At 72.7% G+C, this 23,852-nt stretch carries 17 protein-coding genes and 1 pseudogene; 15 read left to right on the top strand and 3 right to left on the bottom strand.

The genetic code is table 11. From position 1 onward, the window contains the following. Window positions 1-104 precede the first annotated feature (104 nt). The 3 genes from G6R24_RS03655 to G6R24_RS23590 all read left to right on the top strand — a co-directional run bounded on the left by G6R24_RS03655 (window position 105) and on the right by G6R24_RS23590 (window position 3,715). Complete coding sequence (locus G6R24_RS03655; RefSeq protein ID WP_163547751.1) at window positions 105-968, top strand: SAM hydrolase/SAM-dependent halogenase family protein; 864 nt, start codon at window positions 105-107, stop codon at window positions 966-968. 236 nt (window positions 969-1,204) lie between these two features. Next, window positions 1,205-2,248 carry an NAD-dependent epimerase/dehydratase family protein gene (locus tag G6R24_RS03660; protein WP_163547752.1) on the top strand — a complete coding sequence of 348 codons (1,044 nt, stop codon included), beginning with the start codon at window positions 1,205-1,207 and terminating at the stop codon, window positions 2,246-2,248. A 24-nt stretch (window positions 2,249-2,272) separates the two neighbouring features. Continuing rightward, a complete protein-coding gene (locus G6R24_RS23590; protein WP_225438080.1) occupies window positions 2,273-3,715 on the top strand; it encodes a lysophospholipid acyltransferase family protein in 1,443 nt (480 codons plus the stop codon). 33 nt (window positions 3,716-3,748) lie between these two features. On the opposite strand, the gene G6R24_RS03670 is transcribed toward G6R24_RS23590, so the two are convergent. Both G6R24_RS03670 and G6R24_RS03675 read right to left on the bottom strand, forming a co-directional pair. Continuing rightward, on the bottom strand, window positions 3,749-4,630 hold the full coding sequence (locus G6R24_RS03670; RefSeq protein ID WP_163547753.1) for an HAD family hydrolase: 882 nt from the start codon (window positions 4,628-4,630) through the stop codon (window positions 3,749-3,751). 188 nt (window positions 4,631-4,818) lie between these two features. After that, window positions 4,819-5,748, bottom strand: a complete 930-nt coding sequence (locus G6R24_RS03675; protein ID WP_225438081.1) for a sigma-70 family RNA polymerase sigma factor — start codon at window positions 5,746-5,748, stop codon at window positions 4,819-4,821. Between the two features lie 179 nt (window positions 5,749-5,927). Here G6R24_RS03675 and G6R24_RS03680 point away from each other — a divergent pair, with 179 nt between their 5' ends. The 8 genes from G6R24_RS03680 (at window position 5,928) to G6R24_RS03715 (ending at window position 16,274) form a co-directional block, all read left to right on the top strand. Then, window positions 5,928-6,239, top strand: coding sequence for a glutaredoxin family protein (locus tag G6R24_RS03680; RefSeq protein ID WP_163547755.1), 312 nt, complete (start codon window positions 5,928-5,930; stop codon window positions 6,237-6,239). A 264-nt stretch (window positions 6,240-6,503) separates the two neighbouring features. Continuing rightward, on the top strand, window positions 6,504-7,610 hold the full coding sequence (locus tag G6R24_RS24355) for a redox-sensing transcriptional repressor Rex (RefSeq protein WP_476727347.1): 1,107 nt from the start codon (window positions 6,504-6,506) through the stop codon (window positions 7,608-7,610). Then, window positions 7,607-8,974 carry a glutamyl-tRNA reductase gene (locus G6R24_RS03690; RefSeq protein WP_163547757.1) on the top strand — a complete coding sequence of 456 codons (1,368 nt, stop codon included), beginning with the start codon at window positions 7,607-7,609 and terminating at the stop codon, window positions 8,972-8,974. Before G6R24_RS24355 ends, G6R24_RS03690 begins: the two co-directional genes overlap by 4 nt. Further along, the gene (hemC, locus tag G6R24_RS03695; protein WP_163547758.1) at window positions 8,971-10,185 is read left to right on the top strand and encodes a hydroxymethylbilane synthase; all 1,215 of its coding nucleotides are present in this window, start codon (window positions 8,971-8,973) and stop codon (window positions 10,183-10,185) included. Before G6R24_RS03690 ends, hemC begins: the two co-directional genes overlap by 4 nt. 2 nt (window positions 10,186-10,187) lie before the next feature. Beyond that, window positions 10,188-11,999 carry a bifunctional uroporphyrinogen-III C-methyltransferase/uroporphyrinogen-III synthase gene (locus G6R24_RS03700; protein WP_163547759.1) on the top strand — a complete coding sequence of 604 codons (1,812 nt, stop codon included), beginning with the start codon at window positions 10,188-10,190 and terminating at the stop codon, window positions 11,997-11,999. Then, window positions 11,996-13,021 carry a porphobilinogen synthase gene (gene hemB, locus G6R24_RS03705; protein WP_175084850.1) on the top strand — a complete coding sequence of 342 codons (1,026 nt, stop codon included), beginning with the start codon at window positions 11,996-11,998 and terminating at the stop codon, window positions 13,019-13,021. Before G6R24_RS03700 ends, hemB begins: the two co-directional genes overlap by 4 nt. A gap of 446 nt (window positions 13,022-13,467) precedes the next feature. Then, complete coding sequence (locus tag G6R24_RS03710; RefSeq protein ID WP_163547760.1) at window positions 13,468-13,680, top strand: heavy-metal-associated domain-containing protein; 213 nt, start codon at window positions 13,468-13,470, stop codon at window positions 13,678-13,680. A gap of 56 nt (window positions 13,681-13,736) precedes the next feature. Then, complete coding sequence (locus tag G6R24_RS03715; RefSeq protein WP_163547776.1) at window positions 13,737-16,274, top strand: heavy metal translocating P-type ATPase; 2,538 nt, start codon at window positions 13,737-13,739, stop codon at window positions 16,272-16,274. A 92-nt stretch (window positions 16,275-16,366) separates the two neighbouring features. On the opposite strand, the gene G6R24_RS03720 is transcribed toward G6R24_RS03715, so the two are convergent. Continuing rightward, the gene (locus tag G6R24_RS03720) at window positions 16,367-17,881 is read right to left on the bottom strand and encodes a methionine--tRNA ligase (protein WP_163547761.1); all 1,515 of its coding nucleotides are present in this window, start codon (window positions 17,879-17,881) and stop codon (window positions 16,367-16,369) included. Window positions 17,882-18,136: 255 nt separating this feature from the next. Between G6R24_RS03720 and G6R24_RS03725 the strand changes: the two genes are divergently transcribed. The 4 genes and pseudogenes from G6R24_RS03725 (at window position 18,137) to hemL (ending at window position 23,852) form a co-directional block, all read left to right on the top strand. Further along, window positions 18,137-19,171, top strand: a complete 1,035-nt coding sequence (locus G6R24_RS03725; RefSeq protein ID WP_163547762.1) for a cation diffusion facilitator family transporter — start codon at window positions 18,137-18,139, stop codon at window positions 19,169-19,171. Window positions 19,172-19,286: 115 nt separating this feature from the next. Continuing rightward, window positions 19,287-20,441, top strand: a pseudogene (locus G6R24_RS03730) (RNA polymerase sigma factor). A gap of 215 nt (window positions 20,442-20,656) precedes the next feature. After that, the gene (locus tag G6R24_RS03735; RefSeq protein ID WP_163547763.1) at window positions 20,657-22,141 is read left to right on the top strand and encodes a cytochrome P450; all 1,485 of its coding nucleotides are present in this window, start codon (window positions 20,657-20,659) and stop codon (window positions 22,139-22,141) included. A gap of 349 nt (window positions 22,142-22,490) precedes the next feature. Continuing rightward, window positions 22,491-23,852, top strand: a complete 1,362-nt coding sequence (hemL, locus tag G6R24_RS03740; protein WP_163547764.1) for a glutamate-1-semialdehyde 2,1-aminomutase — start codon at window positions 22,491-22,493, stop codon at window positions 23,850-23,852.

Consider the following 23,852-nt stretch of genomic DNA (forward strand, 5'->3'; position numbering starts at 1 on the left):
CAGGGAAGCACGGCATATCGCTCTACGTGCTCTGACGATTGCGGTGTGGCAGGCTGGCGTCACAAGGTGGCGTTGCCGCGTGCTGACGCAGGCAGGGGAGTGAGATGGCGAGTTCGTGGATCAACTTCCTGTCCGACTACGGTGTGGACGACGCCTCTGTCGGCGTCTGTCACGGTGTGATCGCCAGGCATGCCCCGTCGGCCCGGGTGCTTGATCTCTGTCATGGGATCGCACCGCAGGACGTCGGTCATGCCGCCATAACCTTGGCCGATGCGGTGGGCTACCTGCCGATCGGCATCCATCTCGTCGTTGTCGAGCGCCTCGACGCGGACGGGTACACCCGGGGAATCGCGGTTCGTGCCGCCGACGGCTCGGTGTTCGTCTGCCCGGACAACGGCGTCGCCTCGCTGGCCTGGGAGGCCCGCGGCGGGATCGTCGAGGTTCGCGAGATCGCCAACCGGGAGCTGTGGCTGCCGCTGCCGACCGCGGTCTTTCGCGGGCGTGACGTCTACGCGCCGGTCGCCGCCCGGATCGCCGGGGGCCTCGACCTGGCCCAGGTCGGCCCGCCCCTCGACGCGGCCAGCCTCATCCAGTTCCGGCCCCGCACCTGCGTCGTCGACGACGACCATGTGCATGGTGAGGTCGTCTCGATCGACCACTTCGGCAACCTGTCGCTGAACATGACGCGTAATGACCTCGAGGCCGCCGGCATCCTGCTCGGCGATCCCGTGGAGGTCCGCACCGGCAGTCGGACCATGCGGCTGACCTTCACCCACACCTACGGCGAGGTGCCCCGGGGTGGCGTGACGATCTGCGAGGACGCGCTGCGCCGTCTGATGATCGCGGTCAACTGCGGGCGTGCCAGCGACGCGCTGCGGCTGCGCCGGGAGGACGCCGTCGTCGTCGGCCAGCTGCCCCGCGAGACGTCTCCCTTTCAGATAGTCCGGGATCTACCCCTGTCCGTCTGACCCGGCGACCGTCCACCACCGCGAGATGGCTACTCAGAGTAGCTAACACACCGTCGCATCCTTACGCTGCGCAGTGAATGCGGCGTGTGTGCGCGTACGATGACGAGGACGATGGCGCAGCCACGAGCAGCCGGTGGATGGTGGACGGGTGGCTGGTGGCCTGCGGGGGCATCTCGCGATCAGCCGTGGCGTGGCACGTCACCGCGTCGGGGCCGGGCCGTTCCGGGGAGACTGCGATGAGACCACGCCGGGTGCTGGTGACCGGTGTCGCCCGTCCGCTGGGCGCCGAGGTCGCCTCCGTGCTGGCAGCCGATCCCGAGATCGAATCGGTGATCGGTGTTGACACCACCGTTCCCACGGCCGATCTCGGCCGTACTCATTTCGTTCGTGCCGATATCCGCCATCCGCTGATCGCCAAGGTGATCTCCGCGACCGGTATTGACACGGTGCTGCATCTCAACGTCATCGCGACGCCGCTGGGAGCCGGCGGTCGAGCCGCGATGAAGGAGACGAACGTGATCGGCACGATGCAGCTGCTCGCCGCGTGCCAGAAATCGACCACGGTCACCAGGCTCGTGGTGAAGTCCACCACCGCGATCTACGGTTCCTCCGCGCGCGATCCCGCGCTGTTCACCGAGGACACACAGCCACGTGCGCTGCCCATGGCCGGCTATGCGAAGGATGCCGTCGAGGTCGAGGGCTACGTGCGCGGATTCAGCCGGCGCCGGCCCGACATCGCGGTCACCGTGCTGCGGTTCACCAACATCCTCGGCCCGCACTCCGACAACGCGCTGGCGCTCTACCTCGATCTTCCGGTGGTGCCGACGGTGCTGGGCTTCGACCCGCGCATCCAGTTGCTGCACTCCACCGACGCGCTCGCGGTGCTGCTGCGCGCCGCGCGCGGCCACCACGCGGGTACCTTCAACGTCGCGGGGGATGGCGTGATGCTGCTGTCGCAGGCGATTCGACGGGCCGGCCGGCCGAGTGTTCCCGCTCCCTTCCCGGCCATCGAACTACTCGGGGGGCTCGCCCGCCGACTACGGATCATCGACTACTCCGCGGAGCAGCTCGATCTGCTCACGCATGGGCGGGCGGTGGACACGAGTCGGCTGATCGGGGTTTTCGGCTACCGCCCGCGGTATTCGACGGTGGAGACCTTCGACGCGTTCGTGCGGTACCGGGACCTTCGATTCACCATCGATCACGAGCTGGTCTCCCGCGTCGAACATGGTCTGCTCGGTTCGCTGAACCGGCGACGGCTGACGGGTTCGGCGCGATGACGGCCCGGTTCGCGACGTTCCGCCATGCCCGGCGGGAAGCCAGGGAAGGCGGCGGCGTTCATGTCCGACGGTGACGTACCCGAGCCCACACAGGGCGAGGCGAAGATCATCCCACTCAACGGTGACCGACGCCCGGACCAGGAGGGCGCGAGGCCCGGTGCCACCCGCCGTGACCGGACCCGCGCGCGTGGCACCACCGCGCGTGGCACCACCCAGCCCGCACAGCGCCGTTCGACCACCCCGACCACCCCGACCACCCCGACCACCCCGACCGCCGCGACCAAGCCGACCGCCGCGACCAAGCCGACCGCTCCCGCCGCGGCACGCGCCACCCCCGACGCCGACGACGGTGGCGCGTCGCCCCTGCGCGGTGTCGGCCCGGACGCCGCCGGCCCGCCGGGTGCGAACCGGACCCCCGCGGCCTCCCGCACGGCCGCGGAAGCACCGTCGCGTGGCCGGACCGGTGCGACCGGTGAGGTCGCGCGGGCACCTCGAGCCCGCCGCAGGACGCTGGACGGCCCCGCGTCGGCCGATCCGCCAGCCACGGTCACCGATATGGGCCCGCGGCCCGCGGCCGACGATGCTGACCGGCCGGCGGACGATGCCGAGCGACCCGGCGCGGGTACCGGTGACCTCGAGTCGGCGCTGGCGGGTGTGCTCGCCTTTCTGCGCCGCCGGATCACCGGCGACTACGTCATCGACGAGCATGGCTTCGATGCCGATCTGACCGAGCACGTGCTCGCTCCGCTGCTGCGCCCGATCTACCGCGACTACTTCCGCGTCGAGACCCGGGGCCTGGAGAACATTCCCGACACCGGTGGTGCCCTGGTGGTCGCCAACCACTCCGGCACCCTGCCCGTGGACGCCCTGATGATGGCGATGGCGATCCTCGACCACCATCCCGCCCACCGCAACCTGCGGATGCTGGCGGCGGATCTCGTGTTCGCCGTGCCGTTCCTGGCGCCCTTCGCCCGCAAGATCGGTAACACGCTGGCCTGTCAGGCCGATGCCGAGCGGCTGCTGGGTGCGGGCCATCTCGTGGGCGTGTGGCCGGAAGGGTTCAAAGGGGTGGGAAAGCCCTTCCGGGATCGCTACACCCTCCAGCGTTTCGGCCGGGGCGGATTCGTCTCGGCGGCGCTGCGGGCCGGCGTGCCCATCATTCCGTGCACGGTCGTCGGCGCGGAGGAGATCTATCCGATGATCGGGAACGCGAAGTCACTGGCCCGACTGCTCGGACTGCCCTATCTGCCGATCACGCCGACCTTCCCCTGGCTGGGGTTGTTCGGTCTGGTCCCGTTGCCATCGAAGTGGTACATCGAGTTCGGTGAGCCGGTCGCCACCGATGTTCATCCGCCGGAGGCGGCTGACGATCCGATGCTCGTCTTCGAGCTCACCGACAGTATCCGGGAGACGATTCAGCACACGCTGTACAGCCTGCTGATGCAGCGCCGTTCGGTCTTCTTCTGACAGGGGCCAGCCGGCCAGTGGGTCGTGGGCGGATCAGGCGCTGACGACCCGCCGCCGCAGCGCCATCCCGGCCGCGACACCGCCGGCGAGCGCGCCCGCGCCGGCGGCCGCCGGAATGCCGATCCGGACCGCCTTGCGGGCCGTCCGGAAATCCTTGACCGGCCAGTCCCGTTCCCGGGCGATCGCCTTGAGATCCGGGTCCGGGTTGATGGCGACCGGATGGCCGACCAGGGAGAGCAGCGGAAGGTCGTTGATCGAGTCGGAGTACGCCCAGCAGCGGGACAGATCCAGCCCCTCACGTTCGGCCAGGGCCGCCACCGCCTCGGCTTTCGCCTGGCCGTGCAGCAGACCGCCGACCAGCCTGCCGGTGTAGGAGCCGTCGCGGACCTCGCTGACGGTGCCCAGCGCACCGGTCAGGCTCAGGCGGCGAGCGATCACCGAGGCGAGTTCCACCGGGGTCGCGGTCACCAGCCAGACCCGCTGGCCGGCGTCCAGATGCTGCTGGGCGAGCGCATGGGTGCCCGAGTAGATCTGCTCCGCCATCCGCTCGTCGTAGATCTCCTCGCCGTAGCGGACGATCTCCGCGACCGAACGGCCGGCCACGAAGGCGAGGGCGGTCTCCCGGGCGTCCTTGATGCCGTCGGGGTTCTCCTGCCCGCGCAGCCGGTAGGTCAGGTGCGCCAGCCCGAAGCGGAGCAGAGCGCGGGAGTCGAAGAAGTCCCGGGCGGCCAGACCGCGGGCGAAGTAGAAGATCGACGCGCCGGCCATCACCGTGTTGTCGACGTCGAAGAAGGCGGCCGTGGACTCGTCGAACGGTGGACGAGGGACTTCCTGCGCCGCGACCTTCAGCGCGGCGATCGCCGCAGCCTCGGCCGCCTGCCTGATCTCGGCCGCACCCTTGCGTCGCACCCTCATCCGGTCATCTCCATGCGGTCCTGCGCCCGTCAACGTGTCGTCAGACTACGGCGCGATGCTGTCGGCGGACGGCTCTCGGCGGGGATCTGATGGCGCGAAGGTGCTCCCGCCAACAACAATGCGCAGGGCGGGTCGGTGATTCGCCGGAAAATTCCGCGGATCGCGAGTCCGGTCCGATGGATCGGTACTCAGGCCGATCTGTGCGCGGGCAGGGAGCGCGCCAACGTGCGTACCGCGCGCAGTTGCAGCGCCCGGACGGCGCCCTCGTTGCGGCCCATCGCCAGCGCGGTCTCGCGCACCGACATCTCCTCGAGGAACCGCAGCGCGATGCACTCCCGCTGGTCCGGCCCCAGGCGTTGGATCGCTTCCAGCAGTTCCTGGCGGGTCAGGCCCGCGACGATCAGCTCCTCGGGGCCGGGTGTGACGTGCCGGTGGTCGCGGTCGGCGGCGGCGAGGATGTCCGCGGTCGGGATCTCGAAGCGACGCCGCGCGGAACGGGCCTGGTCAACCAGCAGATTACGGGCGATGGTGATGAACCAGGCGCCGATGTCGCGGCCCTGCCAGGTGAAGGCGCCAATCATCCGCAGTGCCCGGAGGAACGTTTCGCTGACGACGTCCTCGGCCGCCGCCGGATCACCGCCCACCCGGTAGAGCGCGTAGCGGAACACCCGATCGGCGTAGTGGTCGTAGAGCTCACCGAAGGCATCGCTGTCGCCCCGGCTGGCCCGGGTGACCAGGGCCGCCCAACGCTGGTCGGTGGGTTCGTGCCGGTCGGGTTCCGCGGCCGGCTCCGGTCCGCCCGCCGGGACGGTCGAGCCGGTGGGGGCGTCCGGGCTGTCGCCGTCGCGGCCGGGGCGGTCCGGGCCGGGCGTCGCGGTGGTGGGATCGGCGGCGGTGCGCTCCGCGGGTGCGTCGATGGGCGGTGACGCGCCCGTCGCCGCCACCGAGGTGGCGAGCAGCCAGCGGCCGAGCCGGGCGAGGCCAGGCAGGCCAACCCGGCCGACCTGACCGGCCGGTCGGCCGGTCGCGGGAGACAGCGCGGGGGCCGGTCGCACGTTCCGGCCTCGCCGCGCACTGGCAGGGCCGGCGGCGACGTTGGTGAACGTGCAGTCGGTCACAGTCCGGACTCCGGAGGTTCGGTCGCGCCAAGACGGCCGCGAGGCCTCGGTGGACAAGGACTCAGGTAGCTGAGTGTAGCTGTACCGCGTACGGGTGGCAGCCGGGGACCGCATCCGGGTCGCCCGCGGCCGCCCCGCACCGGCCCTCCCAGGCACGGCCTGGACCTACCATCGGGGGCATGAGACCCGACGGCCCAGGCTCCGCGGAACCGGACGGCGAGGCCCGCATCACGCTCCTGACCCGGGTGGGTTGCCACCTGTGTGACACCGCCCGCGACGCGATCATTCGCGTCGCGGCGCAGGAGGGGGTCGGCTGGCGCGAGGTCGACGTCGACTCCGACGTCCGGCTCGCCGACGAGTACGGCGACCGGGTGCCGGTCACCCTGGTCGATGGCCGCGAGCACGGTTACTGGCGGGTGGAGCAGGAGCGGCTGCGCCAGGCCCTCGTCGGCGGCGGCCGCTGGTCGATGCGTCCCACCGGCCGTCCCTGATCCATGTCCAGCGCACTTTCGTGCACTTCGTGAATCGCTTCACGAAGTCGTACACTGCCCGACGACATCTGACTTGTGGCGCCGCACCTCGACGAGGATCGGCAAGGCCACGAAAGATGGGCCCGCGACTTCTGACGGGATCTCCCGTCCTCGCAGCGAGGGACGCGTGCCCGCAGATCGGAGCCGCGGATGAGCCAGCCACGGCGTCGCCCAGCGGTCATCAGGCGACGTGCGCGCAGTGAACCGGCGGCCAACCGATCATCGGTGCCGGAGGCGACGGTGGCCCGGCTCCCGCTCTACCTCCGCGTACTGACGACCATGGCGGATCATGGCGTGCACACTGTGTCGTCGGACACGCTGGCCGCCGCCACCGGGGTGACGTCGGCGAAAGTCCGCAAGGACCTGTCCTATCTGGGTTCCTACGGCACCCGCGGGGTGGGCTACGAGGTGGATGTCCTGCTGGACTGCATCGCCACGCGGCTTGGGCTCACCGAGGACCGTTCCGTCCTTCTGGTCGGGGTGGGCAATCTTGGCCATGCTCTCGCCGGTTACGGGGGGTTTCATGCGCGGGGTTTCCGTATCGTGGCTCTGGTCGACGCGGATCCCGACCGGGTCGGCGAGCGGGTCGGCGAGGTGGTCGTCCGTCCCGTCGACGAGCTGGAGCAGGTGATCGCCGAGTGTGCCGTCACGATCGGGGTGATCTGCACTCCGGCGGCTGCGGCACAACGGGTGTGTGACCGGCTGGTGGCCGCGGGGGTCACGAGCATTCTCAATTTCGCCCCCACGGTTCTGATGGTGCCGGAAGGGGTGGACGTGCGTAAGGTCGACCTCGCCGTGGAACTGCAGATCCTTTCGTTCCACGAGGCGCGCAAACGACCGGCGGGATCCGCCGCCGACGGGTCGTCCAGCCCCGCCCCGCCCGTGCGGACCGGCAAGGCCGCGGATTCCGCCGCGACGGTCAGTGCCCGTGGCGCCCTCGAGGTCCACAGCGGAGCGCGGGCGCGGCCGCGGAGGTTGGCCGGGGCGGTGGGCGAACCGCGTCCGGGGCCGGCGACGACACCGGCGGCGGAGCCACCCGTCGCGGATCGCGACCGGCTCGGCGATCCGCCCCCGACGACAGCGGCACGTGGGGTGAACTCCCGGCCGGACAGGGTGACAAGCGAGACGGATGGGGTCGTGCGGGTGACTCGTCAAGCCGGACAGGCACGGCCGGCGCAGGTCGTGCACGAGATCGGACCGAGCTGGCCGGGGCAACCAGGCTGGTCGGGGGGACCGACACCGCCGGTCCTGCCGCGCGGTGTGGTGGCCGCGCCGCCAATGTTCGCCGCCCGCCCGAGTGCCTCGGGTGGTCCGGGTGGTGAGTGGGCATGAGCCTGCTGGTCGTCGGACTCAACCACCGCACGGCGCCGACCTCCCTGCTGGAGCAGGCGTCGGTCTCGCCCGCGGACACCCCCAAGGTCCTGCACGATCTGACGGCGGCCGCGCACGTGAACGAGGCGGTCGTGCTGTCCACCTGCAACCGCACCGAGTTCTACGCGGAGGTCGAGACCTTCCACGGCGGCGTCGCCGACATCTCCGACCAGCTGAGCCGGATCTGCGGTATCGACCTCGCCGACCTGGCCGCGCACCTGTACGTCCACCACGACGCGCGGGCGGTCGGGCACCTGTTCTCCGTCGTCTGCGGGCTCGACTCCATGCTGGTGGGCGAGTCCCAGATCCTCGGGCAGGTACGTGGCGCGTACCGGGCCGCGCAGGAGGCCGGGGGCAGCGGTGCCGCGTTGTCGGGCCTGTTCCAGGCGGCGCTGCGGGTCGGTAAGCGGGCCCATTCCGAGACGTCGATCGACGCCGCCGGGGCGTCCATCGTAGCGGTGGGCATCCAACTGGCCGCGGTGAGCCTCGGTGTCCTGGCGGAGACCCCGGTCGCACCCCTGACGGAATCGGCACAGCCCGCGCAGCCGCCGCTGGCGGGTGCCCGCGTGCTGCTCATCGGCGCGGGCGCGGTCGGCTCGCTGGCGGCGCAGACGGCGCGGCGTGCCGGAGCCAGCGACATCGTGATCGCCAACCGTACGGCGGCCCGGGCGGACCGGGTCGCGCAGCTGCACGGCGGGCGGGTCGTGAGCCTGTCGGACCTGCCGCACGAGATCATGCTGGCGGACCTGGTGATCTCCTCCACCGGTGCCGCGGGCCTGGTCGTCGACCAGGAGATGACGGCCGCCGGCCTCGCCGGGCGCGGGGGGCGACCCCTGGTCTTCCTCGACCTCGCGCTCCCGCACGACATCGACCCGGGCGTGCGTGAGCTGGCGGGGGTCAGCCTCATCGACATCGAGACGCTGCGGGTCGCCCTGGACGGGGCGCAGGTGGCGCACGACGTCGAGGCGGTCCGCGGGCTGGTCGCGACCGAGGTCGCGGGATTCCTCGACCGGCGCCGCGCCGACCGGGTCGCGCCGACCGTGGTGGCGCTGCGCGCCTACGCCGACTCCGTCGTCGGCGCGGAGCTCGCCCGGTTGCGTACCCGCCTGCCTGACCTGGACAGTCGAGAGTGGGAACAGGTGCAGGGGGCGGTCCGCCGCGTCGTGGACAAGCTGCTGCACGCCCCGACCGTGCGCGTCCAGCAGCTGGCCGGCGCACCCGGCGGCGACTCCTACGCGGAGGCGCTGCGGGAACTGTTCGACCTGCCGCGCGAGGTACCCGCAGTGGTGTCCGCGCCCGATCTTGATCTTGTGGAGCATTCGTGACGGCGACCGACCCGACCAGCGACCACGTCGAACCCACGGGGCGGCGCGCGCAGCTGCGCGCCCACTTCGCCGGGCGTCGACTGCGGCTGGGCACCCGCCGATCGGCGCTGGCGATGGCCCAGTCCGGGATGGTCGCCGACCAGCTCCGCGCGCAGGTCGGCTGCGAGGTCGACCTGATCCCGATCGTCACGGCGGGCGACCGTTCGGCCGCGGAGATCAGCCAGATCGGTGGCACCGGTGTGTTCGTCAGCGCGCTGCGGGACGCGCTGCTGGCGCAGGAGATCGACCTCGCCGTGCACTCGTTGAAGGACCTGCCGACCGCGACCCCGTCCGGCCTCGTCCTGGCCGCCGTCCCGCCCCGGGAGGACACTCGGGATGTGCTGGTCTCACCAAGTGGCCGGCGGCTGCGGGAGCTCGGGCGCGGCGCCCGGGTCGCGACCGGGTCGCCGCGCCGCGCCGCGCAGCTGCGGGCGCTCAGGCTGGACCTTGACGTCGTCCCGATCCGCGGCAACGTCGACACCCGGATCAAGAAGGCCATCGACGGCGAGGTCGACGCGGTCGTGCTCGCCTACGCCGGGCTCGCCCGTCTCGACCGGCTCGACGCCGTCACCGAGGTCATCGACCCGCAGGTGATGCTGCCGGCGCCCGGCCAGGGGGCGCTCGCGATCGAGTGCGGCGGGGGTGGCGGGCTCGCGCTGGCCGGTCCGGGGCGGGTTCTGGTCGGCGTGCCGATGACCGAACGTGAAGGGGCGAACCGGGAGATCCAGGGCGTGACGGCGCCGTGGCGCGCGTCTGCGGGATCGACCGGTGGCCAAACGTGGCCAGATCATGGTCAGCCCGTCGATGGTGCCCTCGCCGAGCTGCTACGGTTTGTGCTCGATGACGCATCGTCGTCCATCGCGGTGAGGGCCGAACGCGCGTTCCTCGCCGCGATCGAGGCCGGCTGTACCGCCCCGGTCGGCGCCCTGGCAGTGGCACAGCCGGCGCCGGTGGCGGACGCGGGCCTGGTGGGCGCCGGCTCAGTGGCAACGGCCGGTGATGCGTCCCCCGCGGGTCGACTGCGCCTGCGGGCGGTCGTCGCCGCGCCGGATGGCAGCACGGTCCTCCGGCGTGACGTGACCGGGTCCGCCGTCGACCCGGAGGCGCTCGGGCAGCGCCTCGCGGACGACATGCTGTCCGCCGGAGCACACTCGCTGATGGGAACTAGCTGAGCATGGCCACCCGACGCACGAAGAAGCCCGTCTCCCCGGTCGCACTGGTCGGCGCCGGCCCCCGCGACCCCGGGTTGTTGACGGTCCTCGCGGTCGAGACCCTGGCGGCGGCCGATCTCGTCGTCGCGGATCCCGACGTCGCACCCGCCGTGCTGGACCACCTCACCGCCGAGGTCCTGCGCATCGGTGACCTCGAGGCGTCGAAGCCGATCCGGGACGCCGAGGCCGCGACGGCCGCCGTGGTCAGCCGCGCCCGCGCCGGTGACCGGGTGGTCCGGCTCTACGCGTCCGACCCGTGGCTGACCCGGATTGGCGCCGCCGACGCCCAGGCGCTGGCGAAGGCCCGCATCCCCTACCGGGTGGTGCCCGGCATCCTCACCGGTGCGGCGGTCGCCACCTACGCCGGCGTCGCACCCGGCTCGCCGATCACGTTCGCCACCACCGCCGGTGACTTCTCCTCCTCGGGCACGCTGCCCGCGCCGTCGCCGTTCGGCGGCAGCGACCCGGTCGGGCCGCTGACCGCCCCCGGTTTCGGCCGGCTCGGCGCCCGGCCGATGACCGGGCTGGGCAGCGGCCTCGGTGGGGGTCTGGGCGGCGGCTTCGGCTCGCCGCTGGGCCTCGGTGGCGGTGGTTTCGGTGGCTTCGGCGCTCCGCCGCCCGCCCCCGGCGACCTCGACTGGGGCGCCCTGGCGCAGACCCCGGGGACCCTCGTCATCACCGCGGCGCCGACCGAGACGGGCAAGGTCGTGGCCGCCCTGGTCGAACACGGCCGGCCCGGGGACACCCCGGTCGCCGTCACCGTCGATGGCACCACCACCGACCAGCGCACCGTCACCTCCACGCTGGACCGCCTCGAGGCCGACGTCGCGCCGCTGCTGAACGCCAGCCAGGCACCCGTCTCCCAGGTCGTCATCTCGGTCGGCCCGGTGGTCGCCACCCGCGCGAAGCTGTCCTGGTGGGAGACCCGCGCGCTGTTCGGCTGGACGGTGCTCGTCCCCCGCACCAAGGAGCAGGCGGCCACCCTGTCCGACCTGCTGCGTTCGCACGGCGCGAGTCCGCTGGAGGTGCCGACGATCGCCGTCGAGCCGCCGCGTACCGCGGCCCCGATGGAGCGGGCGATCACCGGCCTGGTCTCCGGGCGCTACCAGTGGGTCGCCTTCACCTCCGTGAACGCGGTGCGCGCCGTCCAGGAGAAGGTCGAGGAGCGCAGCCTGGACGCCCGGGCGTTCGCCGGGGTCAAGGTGGCCGCGATCGGCGAGGCCACGGCGGACGCGCTGCGGGCGTTCGGCATCCGACCGGACCTCGTCCCCACGGCGGCGCAGACCAGCGAGGGTCTGCTGGAGGACTGGCCGGACTTCGACGAGTCCCTCGACCTGCTGGACCGGGTGCTGCTGCCCCGGGCCGACATCGCCACCGAGACCCTCGTCGCGGGCCTGAAGGACCGCGGCTGGCAGGTCGACGACGTCACCGCCTACCGGACGGTGCGCGCCGCCCCGCCGCCCGCCCCGATCCGCGAGGCGCTCAAGGGCGGCCGGGTGGACGCGGTCGTGTTCACCTCCTCGTCCACCGTGCGCAACCTGGTCGGGATCGCGGGCAAGCCACACGAGACGACCGTGATCGCCGTGATCGGCCCGGCCACCGCCGCGACCGCCCAGGAACTCGGTCTGCGGGTGGACGTCCAGGCCCCGGAGGCGTCCATCCCGGCGCTGGTCGGTGCCCTGGCCGAGTTCGCCGCGGAACACCGCGAGGAACTCGGCAAGATCGGCCCGCTCGCCGCCCGCCTGCCCAAGCCGCGGCGCGGCGCCCGGCGGTGAGCGCGTCCGGCGGGCTGCCCGGCGGGCCGCTCGGGGACTGGTCGACGGCACGGCCCCGGCGCCTGCGGCGGACGTCCGCCCTGCGCCGGCTGGTCGCCGACGTCCGGGTACACCCCGCAGACCTGGTGCTGCCGATGTTCGTCCGGGAAGGCGTGGACGAACCCGTCCCGATCTCCTCGATGCCCGGGGTCGTCCAGCACAGCCGTTCCTCGCTGCGCAAGGCCGCGGTGGAGGCGGTCGAGGCGGGTGTCGGCGGACTGATCCTGTTCGGGGTGCCGGCGGACAAGGACGCGCGCGGCTCGGGCGCCGACGATCCGGGCGGCATCGTCCAACTGGCGCTGGCGGATCTCGCCGGTGAGGTCGGCGGCGACGTCGTGCTGATGAGCGACCTCTGCCTGGACGAGTACACCGACCACGGACACTGCGGCCTGCTCACCGCCGACGGCGAGGTCGACAACGACGCCACGCTCGTGCGCTACGCCGAGATCGCCCTCGCCCAGGCCCGGGCCGGCGCCGAGGTCGTCGCGCCCAGCGGCATGATGGACGGCCAGGTCGCCGCGATCCGGGCGGCCCTGGACGGCGGGGGCTTCACCCACCTGCCGATCCTGGCCTACTCGGCGAAGTACGCGTCGGCGTTCTACGGCCCGTTCCGCGAGGCCGCGCAGTGCGCGCCGCGGTTCGGCGACCGGGCCGGCTACCAGCAGGACCCGGCCCGGTCGGTGGGGGAGGCGCTGCGCGAGGTGGCGCTGGACCTCGCCGAGGGCGCGGACGCGGTGATGGTCAAGCCGGCGCTGGCCTACCTGGACATCCTGCGTGCGGTGGCCGACGCGGTGGACGTGCCGGTCGCCGCCTACCAGGTCTCCGGCGAGTACGCGATGATCGAGGCCGCCGCGGCCGCCGGTTGGATCGACCGCGACCGCATGATCGCCGAGACCATCACCGGTATCGCCCGTGCCGGCGCCGACATCATCCTGACCTACTGGGCCGTCGAGGTCGCCCGCGGCCTGCGGTCCACCCGCTGATCCCCTGCCGCGCTGGCCCCTCGTGGCCAGATGGTGGGAGGCGGGCATCATGTCAATAAATTGGTACTTTCGCGGCTTATCGGACGAGGGTGCTCCGTCCAAAGTGACGGTCGGTGTCCTGGCGGCCGCCGCCACGCGGATGCCCATCGTGGTGGTCCGGTTTCACCCTGTGGCCGCAGGCCGTTGGCGCAGGTGGCGGCGGGTGTCGTGACGCGCGCGGCTCGGGCCGGGGCGGGCGGACGCGTCAGCGTCGCAGGCGGCTCTGCCCGCCTCGGGGTCGTGACATCCGTCGCTTCGGATCTGGTACCCCCCGGGGGTAGTGGTGGACGATACGGGGGAGGGGTACTTTCGGCATGCCGGACGTGCCCGCCCGGGTGCTCCGCCCGGCGAGGACATCGCCCGCGGAGCACGCTGACCGAAGACCGAGAAAGGGATGAGGGTCGCCGATGACCACCACTGCCTACACCGTGACCGGGATGAACTGCGGCCACTGCGTCCAGTCGGTGACCGAGGAGCTGGAGCGGCTGGCCTCGGTCTCGACCATCACGGTCGATCTGGCCGACGGTCGGGTCACCGTGGTCAGCGAGCAGGATCTGGCCGACGGGGACGTCCGCGCCGCGATCTCGGAGGCCGGGTTCGAACTCGTCGGGCGTGCCTGAACGTGCCCGCCACCGACTCCACGCACCCTGACCGGGTGGAGCTCGCGATCGGCGGGATGACCTGCTCGTCCTGCGCGGCACGGGTGGAACGCAAGCTCAACCGGCTGGACGGCATCACCGCCACGGTCAACTACGCGACCGAGAAGGCCACCATCACCCGGGTCGCTCCCCCCCTGAGCACCGACCCCCTGAGCACCGGCACGGCGGCGGCCGATGGTCAGGCGGCCAGCGGTCAGACCGTCGGCACCGAGCCCACCAGCCTCGGACTGTCCGTCGACGATCTGATCGCGGCCGTGCGTGCCGCCGGTTACACGGCGACGGCCGCACCGGCGTTCTCACCGGCAGCCCCGACAGTCCCGACAGCGCAGCCCACGGCCGGCGCCCAGCCGGACAGCCCCGCTGCGGCTGAACCCGCCGGGCGGCCCGAGGCGGAACCCGGCGGCGCCGATCTGCGCCTGATGCGGCGCCGTCTGCTCGTCTCGGCGGTGCTGGCCGCGCCGGTGATCGCACTGGCGATGGTCCCAGCCTGGCAGTTCGACTACTGGCAGTGGGTCAGCCTGGCCCTGACGGTGCCGGTGGTAACCTGGGGGGCCTGGCCGTTCCACGCGGCGGCGGCCCGGGGTGCCCGGCACGGCGCGGCGACCATGGACACCCTGGTCTCCCTCGGCACGCTCGCGGCCTTCTGCTGGTCGCTCTACGCGCTGGTCTTCGGCGGCGCCGGCGATCCCGGGATGCGCCATGGCTTCTCGTTCACCGGCGGCCTGGGCGACATCGGCGCCCACCCCACCCCACCCGCCATGCCCGGTATGGACGACATGCCAGGCATGACGAACATGCCGGGGATGACACCGGCCGGTGGGGCCGCCGGCGGCACGGACGACGCGGCGATCTACCTCGAGGTGGCCGCCGGCGTCCCGGTGTTCCTGCTGGCCGGGCGGTTCCTGGAGCTGCGGGCCCGCCGGCGTTCGGGGGCGGCGCTGCGCGCCCTGCTGCACCTGGGCGCACGGGAGGTCACCATCCGCCGTCCCGCCGACGCGACGCGACCGCCCGCGCCCGCCGCGCCCGCCGTGTCGGCGGACCGTCCTCAGGACACGTTCGTCGAGGTCCGGGTGCCGATCGAGGAGCTGCGCATCGGCGCGGAGTTCGTCGTGCGACCCGGCGAGAAGATCGCGACCGACGGGGTCGTGGTCGAGGGGCGTTCCGCGGTCGACGCGAGCATGGTCACCGGGGAGTCGGTGCCGGTCGAGGTCGGGCCGCAGGACGCCGTCGTCGGCGCGACCGTGAACGCCGGCGGGCGGCTGGTGGTGCGGGCGACCCGGGTCGGCGCCGACACGCAGCTCGCGCGGATCGGGCAGTTGGTGGAGCAGGCCCAGAGCGGCAAGGCGAAGGTGCAACGGCTCGCCGACCGGGTCTCGGCCGTGTTCGTCCCGGTCGTGCTGGTGGCCTCCCTCATCACGCTGGTGGCGTGGCTGGTCGCCGGCGCGTCGACGACGGACGCGTTCACCGCGGCCGTGGCCGTACTGATCATCGCGTGCCCGTGCGCGCTGGGCCTGGCCACACCGACCGCGCTGCTGGTCGGCACCGGACGCGGCGCGCAGCTGGGCATCGTCATCCGGGGACCGGAGGTCCTCGAGTCGACCCGTCGCATCCAGGTGGTGCTGCTGGACAAGACCGGGACGCTCACCAGCGGCCGGATGCGGGTCACGGAGGTCCATCCGGCACCGGGGGAGGATGCCGCCCAGGTGCTGCGGATCGCCGGAGCCGCCGAGGACGGCAGCGAGCATCCGATCGGTCGGGCGATCGCACGGGCCGCACGGGACGCGCGGGCCGACGGCACGCTGCCGCCGGCGACCGAGTTCGCCGGGGACGCGGGCCTTGGCGTGCGCGCGGTGGTCGAGGGCCATCGGGTGGTCGTCGGCCGGGACAGCCTGTTCGGCGAGCTTCCCCCCGTGCTCGCCGGGGCTCTGGCGGGCGAGCGGGAGCTTGGCCGGACCGCCGTCGTCGTCGGCTGGGCCGGGCAGCCCCGCGGGCTGATCAGCGTCGCCGACACGGTGCGGCCCACCGCGGTCGCCGCGGTCGCCGATCTGCGCCGCCTCGGTCTGCGTCCGATCCTGCTGACCGGGGATTCGACGGCCGTCGCGCGGGCGGTGGCCACCGAGGTCGGCATCGCCGCCGGCGAGGTGATCTCCGAGGTGCTGCCCGAGGAGAAGGTCGCCGCGGTGCGCCAGCTCCAGCAGGACGGCCACACCGTCGCGATGGTCGGCGACGGGGTGAACGACGCGGCCGCGCTCGCCCAGGCCGATCTCGGCATCGCCATGGGCGGCGGGACGGACGCGGCGATCGAGGCCTCCGACCTCACCCTGGTGCACGGCGATCCACGGCTGATGGCCGACGCGATCCGGTTGTCCCGCGCCACCCTGCGCACGATCCGCGGCAACCTGATCTGGGCGTTCGGCTACAACGTCGCGGCTCTGCCGCTGGCCGCCGCCGGCCTGCTCAACCCGATGATCGCCGGCGCCGCGATGGCGTTCAGCTCGGTGTTCGTCGTGACCAACAGCCTGCGGCTGCGCCGCTTCCGCCCGACTCCGCCGTAGCCCCCCGCCCGCCGAGCCGGCCCCGCTGGGCCGGTCCGGCGCGCGGGGCCGCTCCGGCGGGGCTGGTCCGGCTGGTCCGCCGGCAGGCGGACTCAGGCCTTGGCCAGCTCCAGCCGGGGGAAGACCGGGGTGGGCTCGGCCACCTGGTCGCCGCCGTCGCCGCACTGGGCGGCGATGCGCGCGGCCGCCTCCGGGAGGAACGCGACCAGTCGCGTCGCGATCTCACGGCAGGTGGCGACCAGTTCCGCGAGTACGGCGTCGAGGGCGGCGGGGGGCGCGTCCTGCTTGCGTTCGGCCTTCGCCAGCTCCCAGGGACGGGCCGCCTCGACGTAACGGTTGCCCTCGTCGCCGATCGCCGTGATCGCCTCGGCGGCCCGCCGGTAGTCGAACGCGGTGAAGGCGGCGTCGATCGCGGCGGGCGCGTCCGCGCGCGCCTTACGCAGGGCGGCCGCGCCCGGATTGTCCGCGGGGACCGGGGGGATCACCCCGTCCCGGTAGCGGCGGACCATCGACACCGTGCGGTTGACCAGGTTGCCGATGTTGTTCGCGAGATCCTCGTTCGCCCGGTTGACCAGACGCTCGGTGGTGTAGTCGGTGTCGCCGCTGCGGGCCACGTCACTGAGCATCCACCAGCGCAGCGCGTCGGAACCGTAGGCGGCGACGATGTCGGCCGGGTCCTCGGCGTTGCCGGCCGACTTGGAGATCTTCATCCCGTCGGCGGTCAGGTACTCGTGGACGAAGATGGTGTCCGGCAGCCGCACGCCCGCGGAGAGCAGCATCGCCGGCCAGTAGACGGCGTGGAAGCGGATGATGCCCTTGCCGATGACATGCACCCGCGCGTCACTGCTCGTCCACCAGTGGTCGAAACTCGCCTCGTCCGTGCCGTAGCCGGGGGCGGTGATGTAGTTGCCGAGCGCGTCGAACCAGACGTAGATGACCTGGTCCGGGTCACCGGGTACGGGGATGCCCCAGCCACGGGCGCGGGTCATGCTCCGTGAGGCGCTGAAGTCCTCCAATCCCGCCTCGATGAACGACAGCACCTCACGCTTACGGGTGGCGGGTTCGATGCGCAGCCGGTCGGTGGAGATGAGCTCGTGCAGCTGGTCGGCGTAGCGGCTGAGCCGGAAGAACCAGTTGCTCTCCTCGACCAGGTCCGGGACGGTGCCGTGCTCCGGGCAGCGCCCGTTGACCAGCTCGTCCTCGCCGTAGAACTGCTCGCAGCCGACGCAGTACAGGCCCGCGTAGCTCTTGCGGTAGAAGTCGCCGGATTCGGCGCACGCCGCCCACAGCTTCTCCACCCCGGGCCGGTGCCGCGGGTCGGTGCTGGTCTTGATGAAGTCGTCGAAGGACAGGTCCAGCGGTTCGCGCAGCGAGATGAACCGGGCCGCCACCCGCTCGACGTACTCCACCGGGGTGATGCCCTCGGCCTCGGCGCTCTGGACGTTCTTCAGCGCGTTGTCGTCGGTGCCGGTCTGCAACCGGACCTCCTCGCCACGCGCCCGCAGGTGGCGAGCGTAGGCGTCGGTCTCGACCAGCTCCAGCGCGTGCCCCACGTGTGGTTTGCCGTTGACGTACGGGATGGCCGTCGTCACGAAGTAGCGACCCATCGGTTTCGGATCCTCCCGCCCCGCCGCGGCCCCACCCGAGGAGGCTCCGCCCGGGGCCTCCTCGGTGGTCTGTCAGGACGCGCGCAAGAGGCCGGATGGCATGTGCATCAGCATCATCCGGCTGCTCGTCGCCTCGGCGTTGACCCGTGTCGTCGACACAGCCAGATCCTACGCCGCGCCGGATGACGCACAGGTGCGACGGACTGGCAGCTGCGATCATGCCGCATTGATCATTTTGGGTTACCGTCCCAGGCCATGGGACCAGCACCCACCCACAGTCATCCCCATGCCCGTTCTCATCCGGACGGGTCCACCCGATGGTGGCCACGGCTGCGCCACCGGCTCTCGGATCTGTTCGGGAGCCATCTGTTCGGGAGCCACAGCCATGACAGCGCCGACCAGATCGACGACGCGCTCGAGGCGGACGCGGCCGGCCGGCGGGCGCTGCTGATCAGCCTCGGTGGTCTGGCGGTGACCGCGGTCGCGCAGGCGATCGCGGTGGTGCTGTCCGGATCGGTGGCGCTGCTCGGCGACACGCTGCACAACGTCGCCGACGCGCTCACCGCGGTACCACTGCTGATCGCGTTCACGGTGGCCCGCCGCCCGGCGACCGACCGTTTCACCTACGGCTACGGACGGGCCGAGGACCTCGCCGGCCTCGCCGTCCTGGCGATGATCACGCTGTCGAGCGGGGTCGCGGCCTACGCGGCGATCGACCGGCTGCTGCATCCCCAGCAGATCCATCAGCTCGGCGCGGTGGCGGCCGCCGGTCTGATCGGCTTCGTCGGCAACGAGATCGTGGCCCGCTACCGGATCGGGGTGGGACGCCGCATCGGATCGGCGGCGCTGGTCGCCGACGGCCTGCACGCCCGCACCGACGGGTTCACCAGCCTCGCGGTTCTGCTCGGCGCCGCCGGCGTGGCGGCCGGCTGGAGATGGGCCGATCCGGTGATCGGCCTGGTGATCACCGTGGCGATCCTCGGGGTGCTGCGTTCGGCCGCCCGTGTCGTCGGTGCCCGGCTCATGGACGCCGTCGACCCGGCGATCGTCGCCGAGGCCACCCACACCCTGCTGCACACCCCCGGCGTCGAGGCCATCCGCGAGCTGCGCATCCGCTGGATCGGCCACAGCCTGCGCGCCGAGGTCGACGTCACCGTGGACGCCACCCTCACCCTGGCCGCCGCCCACGACGTCGCCCATGCCGCCCAGGCCCATCTGCTGCACCACATCCGCCGGCTGTCCGCGGCGACCATCCACACCAGCCCGCGAACAGCCGCTCCCGGACACTGACCCCGCCGGCCGACACTGACCCGCCGGCCGATGTCGAGAACACGGCGGCGGCTCCGTCCCAGGGGGTGAAAGGCCAGGGTTGTCGGGTGACCGGAGGTGGCGGGTGATCGGGGGCATGGTGGACGAGTCGTTGCTGCGGGAGCTGGTGCCCACGGTGATCGGCGTCCTCGTCCGACGCGGGGCGGATTTCGCATCGGCCGAGGACGCCGTGCAGGATGCGCTGATCCGAGCGCTCGGGACCTGGCCCGAGGATCCCCCGCTGGACCCGAAGGCCTGGCTGGTCACGGTCGCGTGGCGGCGTTTCCTCGACGCGACGAGGGCCGAGGCGTCCTGACGTGGACGCGAACAGGTCGTCGACGCCGAGCCGGAGGTGGGCCCGGCGCCCGCCACCGACGACACCCTGCGCCTCTACTTCCTGTGCGCGTCGCCGGTGCTGGCGCCGGCGTCGGCCATCGCGTTGACGCTGCGTGCGGTGGGCGGCCTGACCACCCGGCAGATCGCGTCGGCCCACCTCGTCCCCGAGGCGACCATGGCGCAGCGCATCAGCCGGGCGAAACGGCGCATCGCCGGCCTCCCCCTGGACACCGCCGGTGGCCTCGCGACCGTGCTGCGGGTGCTCTACCTCGTCTTCAACGAGGGCTACGGCGGGGACGTCGACCTCGCCGCCGAGGCGATCCGGCTGACCCGCCAGCTCGCCGAGCTGACCGACGAGCCCGAGGTGGCGGGTCTGCTCGCGCTCATGCTGCTGCACCATGCCCGCCGGGTGTCGCGGACCGGCCCGTCCGGCGACCTGGTGCCACTCGCGGACCAGGACCGCACCCGCTGGGACACGGCCGCGATCGCCGAAGGTGTGACGATCCTGCAACACGCCCTGGCCCGTGATCAGCTCGGCGAGTACCAGGCGCAGGCCGCGATCGCGGCCCTGCACGCGGACGCCCCCAGCACCGCCGAAACAGACTGGGTACAGATCGTCGAGTGGTACGACGAACTGCTGCGCCTGACCGACAGCCCGGTGGTCCGCCTCAACCGCGCCGTGGCCCTAGGCGAGGCCGACGGCCCACAGACCGTCCTGGCCGCCCTCGCCGCCGTACCCCCCGACCTGCCCAGATACGCCGCCACCTCGGCCTACCTGCACGAACGCGCCGGCGACCTGGCCCACGCCGCCGACCTCTACGCGCAGGCCGCCCACGCCGCCACCAGCGTGGCCGAACGCGACCACCTCACCCGCCAGGCCGCCCGCACCCGCCACCACCTGACCCCGCCGTCCTGACCCCCGCCGTCCTGACCCCCGCCGTCCTGATCCCCCACTCGTGGTCCGGGTGGTTCCGCGGAACACCTGTGTCGGCCAGGGGCGTCGGTGGCGGTGTCGGACTCGCATCCGCCGCACATGTTCCACGCAGGCGACTCACACGTGAGCCTGATGTTCTCGTCCTACCGGTGCATCCAGAACGCACCGGTGCATCTGTGTCGAAGGGAGTCTCCACGATGAGCCGAACGTCCCAGGCGCCGTCCGTCGAGTCCGTGCCGCGGCCGGCGGCGGTGCCGCTCGCGGTACCGGGGCCCGCGGACAGCGCGATCGTGGCGCTGCGGCGGTTGCGGGCTGATCCGCTTGGGCGGCTCACCGAACTGGCTCGCGAGCATGGTCCGGTGGTGCGGGTGGCGAGCTGGCCGGTGTCGGCGTATCTCGTCGCCGAGCCGGACGCGATCGCCGACGTGCTGGTCAGCGGGCACCGGGCCTACGGCAAGGGAGCGGTGCGGCGTGGGCCGGCGGGCCGGCGCACGGTGGTGCAGCCGCTGACACTGCTGCTCGGCGAGGGGCTGCTGACCAGCGCGGGGGACGTCCACCGGCGACAGCGCCGGCTGATCCAGCCGCTGTTCCATCGGCAGCGCATCGCCGGTCACGCCGCGACCTTCGCGCGGATCGCCGAGCGCACGGCCGCCACCTGGCGCGACGGCCAGCGTCTTGACGTGCACGCCGAGATGACCGAGATGACCCTGGCGATCGTCGCCCGGACCCTGTTCGACGTCGACCTGGACAGCGAGGTCGTGGACATCGTCCGTGCCACGATCGACCTGACGATGCCGGCGGCCCGCCGGGCCGGACTACCCGGTTTCACGGCCCTGGAGCGGCTGCCGCTTCCCGCGTCCAGGGCCCGTCGGGACGCGCGCGCCGCACTGGACCAGGCGATCCACGCGATGATCGCCACCCGCCGAGCCGCCGGGGCCACCGGCGACGACCTGTTGTCCCTGCTGCTGGCCGCCCGCGACGACGAAACCGGCGCGCCGATGAGCGACGAGCAGATCCGGGACGAGGCGCTCACCCTGCTGCTGGCCGGACACGAGACCACCGCGAACGCCCTGGCCTGGACGTTTCACCTGCTGGGACGGGACGCCGCGGTCCGCGCCGCGTTGCACGCGGAGGTGGACGAGGTCCTCGGCGAGCGGTGCCCGACCATGGACGACCTGACCCGACTGCCGTGTACGAACGCCGTCCTCGCCGAGGCGATGCGGCTGTACCCGCCCGTCTGGGCGATGGGACGGCACCTGTTGGCCGACCGGGACATCGCCGGCTACCGCCTGCCCGCCGGCTCCACCCTCATCCTCAGCCAGTGGGTGGTGCACCGCGACGAACGCTGGTGGCCGCGGCCGGAGGTCTTCGACCCCACCCGCTGGACGGGCCAGCCGGGCCTGCCGGGCCTGCCGGGCCAGCCGGGCCTGCCGGGCCAGTCGGGCCAGTCGGGACGGCCGCGGTTCGCGTACTTCCCGTTCGGTGGGGGGCCGCGTCAGTGCATCGGCAACACGTTCGCGCTGGCCGAGGGCGCGCTCGCGCTGGCCGCGATCTCCCGGCACTGGTCGCTGGCCCCGGTGCCGGGCACCGATGTGGTGCCTGTCCCGCAGGTCACTCTTCGCCCGGCCGGTGGGCTGCCGATGACCGTCCACCGCCGTCATGGTCGTGCGGAACAAGGGTGACTCTTGTCATGGCGGGTCGGTGTCTGGGGTGAGGATGCGCTGAACAGGCGGCATTGTCGGGCGCCGCGGGCCACGGCGCGGGCCCCCGATCGGGCGAGGCGGCACCGCCCCTCGGTAGGGTCAACCAGGAACATTACGGCCTGCCGGGCGATATCAGGGCAACACGTTTATAAAGCCTGATTCCCGGCGTGTGGCGCACAGACCGCCGCCGGTGGGCGGCCGGGGCAGACCCCCGTCCGCCGGCGGCCTGGGCCCGTCGGCGCTGGTGGCGCCCATCCGGGCCAGGCGGAGACCGGCGGCACGTCCATGCGGGGCGCGAACTGTCGTAGGGACCTGCGAGGATCGGGGCATGGTGGTTCCCTCCGCCGCGCCGGCCTCCGAGGAGCTGTTCCGGCGCGCCGAGCGTGTTGTTCCCGGCGGGGTCAACTCGCCTGTCCGAGCCTTTCGTGCCGTGGGTGGCAGCCCGCGCTTCATGGTCTCCGGTGACGGTCCCTACCTCACCGATGCCGACGGCCGTACCTACGTCGATCTGGTCTGCTCCTGGGGGCCGATGATCCTCGGCCACGCGCATCCGGCCGTGGTCGAGGCGGTGTCGCGGGCGGTCACCGCCGGCACCAGCTTCGGCACGCCGACGCCCGGCGAGGTCGAACTCGCCGAGCTGATCGTGGAGCGGGTCGGGCCGGTGGAGAAGGTCCGGCTGGTCAACTCGGGCACCGAGGCGACCATGAGCGCCGTGCGGCTCGCCCGTGGCTTCACCAACCGTGCGACGATCATCAAGTTCGCCGGCTGCTACCACGGGCACGTCGACGCGCTGCTCGCCGCCGCGGGCTCGGGCCTGGCCACCTTCGGCCTGCCCGACACCCCGGGCGTGACCGGCACCGCGACCGCCGACACGATCGTGCTGCCCTACAACGACCTCGCCGCGGTCGAGGCGGTCTTCGCCGAGCGGGGCGCCACGATCGCCGCCGTCATCACCGAGGCCGCCGCGGCCAACATGGGTGTCGTCCCGCCGCTGCCGGGCTTCAACGCGGGCCTGCGCCGGCTGTGCGACATCCACGGCGCGCTGCTGATTCTGGACGAGGTGATGACCGGCTTCCGGATCTCCCGGGCCGGCTGGTGGGGCATCGAGGGCGACCTTGAGGACTGGTCGCCGGATCTGTTCACCTTCGGCAAGGTGATGGGTGGCGGGCTGCCCGCTGCGGCGTTCGGCGGGCGGGCCGACGTGATGTCACGGCTGGCTCCCGCCGGGCCCGTCTACCAGGCCGGCACGCTGTCCGGGAACCCGATCGCGGTCGCCGCCGGCCTTGCCACCCTGCGGGCCTGCACCGACGAGGTGTACGCGACGGTGGACGCCCGCGCCGGTGACGTCGCCGGCATCGTGTCCACGGCGCTCACCGAACAGGGCGTGGCGCACCTGCCGGCCAGCGCAGGCTCGTTGTTCAGCTTCTTCTTCACCGACGCCACCGCCGTGATCGACTACGCCGGTGCCCAGGCGCAGAACGCCGCCCGCTACGCCGCGTTCTTCCACAGCATGCTCGACGCCGGCATCTACCTGCCGCCGTCGGCGTTCGAGGCCTGGTTCGTCTCCGCCGCCCACGACGACGTCGTGCTCGAGCGGATCGCCGCCGCCGCCCCGGCCGCCGCCCGCGCCGCCGCCGCCGTCCCCGACGCCACCCCGGCCACCCCGGTCGCCGCCGGAGGCGCGTCGTGA

Origin of the sequence: Candidatus Frankia nodulisporulans, assembly GCF_902806475.1 — a bacterium.
Lineage (GTDB): Bacteria > Actinomycetota > Actinomycetes > Frankiales > Frankiaceae > Frankia > Frankia umida.

Excerpts from the sequence above, each read along its gene's own strand:
- G6R24_RS03680 (WP_163547755.1), top strand. The coding sequence starts at position 5,928 with ATGAGACCCGACGGCCCAGGCTCCGCGGAACCGGACGGCGAGGCCCGC.
- G6R24_RS03700 (WP_163547759.1), top strand. The coding sequence starts at position 10,188 with ATGGCCACCCGACGCACGAAGAAGCCCGTCTCCCCGGTCGCACTGGTC.
- G6R24_RS03655 (WP_163547751.1), top strand. The coding sequence starts at position 105 with ATGGCGAGTTCGTGGATCAACTTCCTGTCCGACTACGGTGTGGACGAC.
- hemL (WP_163547764.1), top strand. The coding sequence starts at position 22,491 with ATGGTGGTTCCCTCCGCCGCGCCGGCCTCCGAGGAGCTGTTCCGGCGC.
- G6R24_RS03710 (WP_163547760.1), top strand. The coding sequence starts at position 13,468 with ATGACCACCACTGCCTACACCGTGACCGGGATGAACTGCGGCCACTGC.
- G6R24_RS03735 (WP_163547763.1), top strand. The coding sequence starts at position 20,657 with ATGAGCCGAACGTCCCAGGCGCCGTCCGTCGAGTCCGTGCCGCGGCCG.
- G6R24_RS03670 (WP_163547753.1), bottom strand. The coding sequence starts at position 4,630 with ATGAGGGTGCGACGCAAGGGTGCGGCCGAGATCAGGCAGGCGGCCGAG.
- G6R24_RS03660 (WP_163547752.1), top strand. The coding sequence starts at position 1,205 with ATGAGACCACGCCGGGTGCTGGTGACCGGTGTCGCCCGTCCGCTGGGC.
- G6R24_RS03690 (WP_163547757.1), top strand. The coding sequence starts at position 7,607 with ATGAGCCTGCTGGTCGTCGGACTCAACCACCGCACGGCGCCGACCTCC.
- G6R24_RS03725 (WP_163547762.1), top strand. The coding sequence starts at position 18,137 with ATGGGACCAGCACCCACCCACAGTCATCCCCATGCCCGTTCTCATCCG.
- G6R24_RS03715 (WP_163547776.1), top strand. The coding sequence starts at position 13,737 with ATGACCTGCTCGTCCTGCGCGGCACGGGTGGAACGCAAGCTCAACCGG.
- G6R24_RS03720 (WP_163547761.1), bottom strand. The coding sequence starts at position 17,881 with ATGGGTCGCTACTTCGTGACGACGGCCATCCCGTACGTCAACGGCAAA.
- G6R24_RS23590 (WP_225438080.1), top strand. The coding sequence starts at position 2,273 with ATGCCCGGCGGGAAGCCAGGGAAGGCGGCGGCGTTCATGTCCGACGGT.